At 75.5% G+C, this 1,341-nt stretch carries 1 protein-coding gene; it reads left to right on the top strand.

Annotated elements, in window-relative coordinates:
- Positions 1-553: 553 nt before the first annotated feature.
- Positions 554-1,234, top strand: coding sequence for a chaplin family protein (locus ABZ920_RS21850; protein WP_361507418.1), 681 nt, complete (start codon positions 554-556; stop codon positions 1,232-1,234).
- Positions 1,235-1,341: the final 107 nt, after the last annotated feature.

Here is a 1,341-nt window from a genome sequence, read left to right as displayed (position 1 = left end):
GCCTGTCTCCGGTGGCCGGTCTCGCGTCCTGGCGGCGGGCCTTCGCGTCCTGGCGGTCGGTGCCCGTGCCCGGGTGGCCGGTCTCGCGTCCTGCGGCCGGCCTCCGCGTCCCGGCGATCAGTCCCCGAGCCCGGGTGACTGGCTCCCGAGCCCGGGTGACCGGCCTCGCGTTCCGGCTCCTCCGCGCGCGTCCCGGCGACGGGCTCTCGCGTCCGGGCAGCTCGGCCCGCGTCCCGGCGATCGGCTCCGCGCTCGGGCGGCCGGCTCCCGTACCTGCCGGACCGCCCCCGCGTCCCGGTGACCCGCGCCCGGGTGCCGGCTCCCCGTCCCGGCCCCTGGCCCGCTTCCCGGCGGCCGGAGCCGCGCACTGCGCGCACGGCCGGCGGTCGTACGGGCGGCCGACGTCCGTGGTCCCCGCACGGCTTTACCTCGCGTTCGAAAACCGGACCGCTCGATGGGGTGAACGGTCGATAAGCCATAACTCGGACGGGTCACCGGCGTTTTACCCGGTGCGGGTGAGCGCCCGCGACCATGTCTGGAAGGCAAGGAACCTATGAAACGGGTCACCCGGAACAGTGTGATCGCCGTCGCCGCCGCCTCGGGCGCGATGGCCATGGCGGCGCCGGTGTACGCCGACTCCGCGGCGGACGGCGCCGCGGCCGGATCGCGGGGTGTGGTCTCCGGCAACACCGTTCAGATTCCGGTGCACCTCCCGGTGAACGTGTGCGGGAACACGGTGAACGTGGTGGGGCTCCTGAACCCCGCGGTGGGCAACCGGTGCGCCAACGAGTCCGGCGACAGTAAGCACGAGGACCGGGCGGGCCACCACGGCAGGGAGGAGGCGCGGGGAGGCGGCGCGACCGCGCACGGTGCCACGTCGAACTCGTCCGGCATCGCCTCGGGCAACGACATCCAGATTCCGGTGCACCTGCCGGTCAACGTCAGCGGCAACTCCGTGAACGTCGTGGGCATCGGCAACCCGGCCGAAGACAACTCGTCCACCAACGGCGAGGAGCCCGAGGACGGCGTCACCCCGTCGACGCTGCCCGCGCCGTCCGCGCCGCCCCGGTCGCAGCCGGCGCCCAAGCCGCACCCGGCGCCTCAGGCCGAGGCGTCGTCGTCCCTGGCCCACACCGGCGCCGACCAGGCACTGCCCACCATCGCCGCGGGCGCGGCGCTGGTGCTCGGTGGCGCCACCCTGTACCGCCGGTTCCGTCCGGGCGCGTCCCGCTGAGGTGAGACCGCCGTCGCGGTGCTCGGTGCCACCCGCGGGTGGCACCGGCGTAGGGCCTCGGCGGTCGGTGACCGCGGTGCCCTCGGGGTCGTGCGGCCCGCTGCCCG

The sequence above is a fragment of the Streptomyces sp. NPDC046831 genome (assembly GCF_040645305.1).
In the GTDB taxonomy this organism is placed as follows: Bacteria; Actinomycetota; Actinomycetes; order Streptomycetales; family Streptomycetaceae; genus Streptomyces.
Note: the sequence above shows the minus strand (reverse complement) of the source record. Positions and strands in the feature narration are given on the sequence as shown.

Bases quoted from the DNA above. Each gene is read 5' to 3' on its own strand.
- ABZ920_RS21850 (WP_361507418.1), top strand. From the start codon at position 554: ATGAAACGGGTCACCCGGAACAGTGTGATCGCCGTCGCCGCCGCCTCG.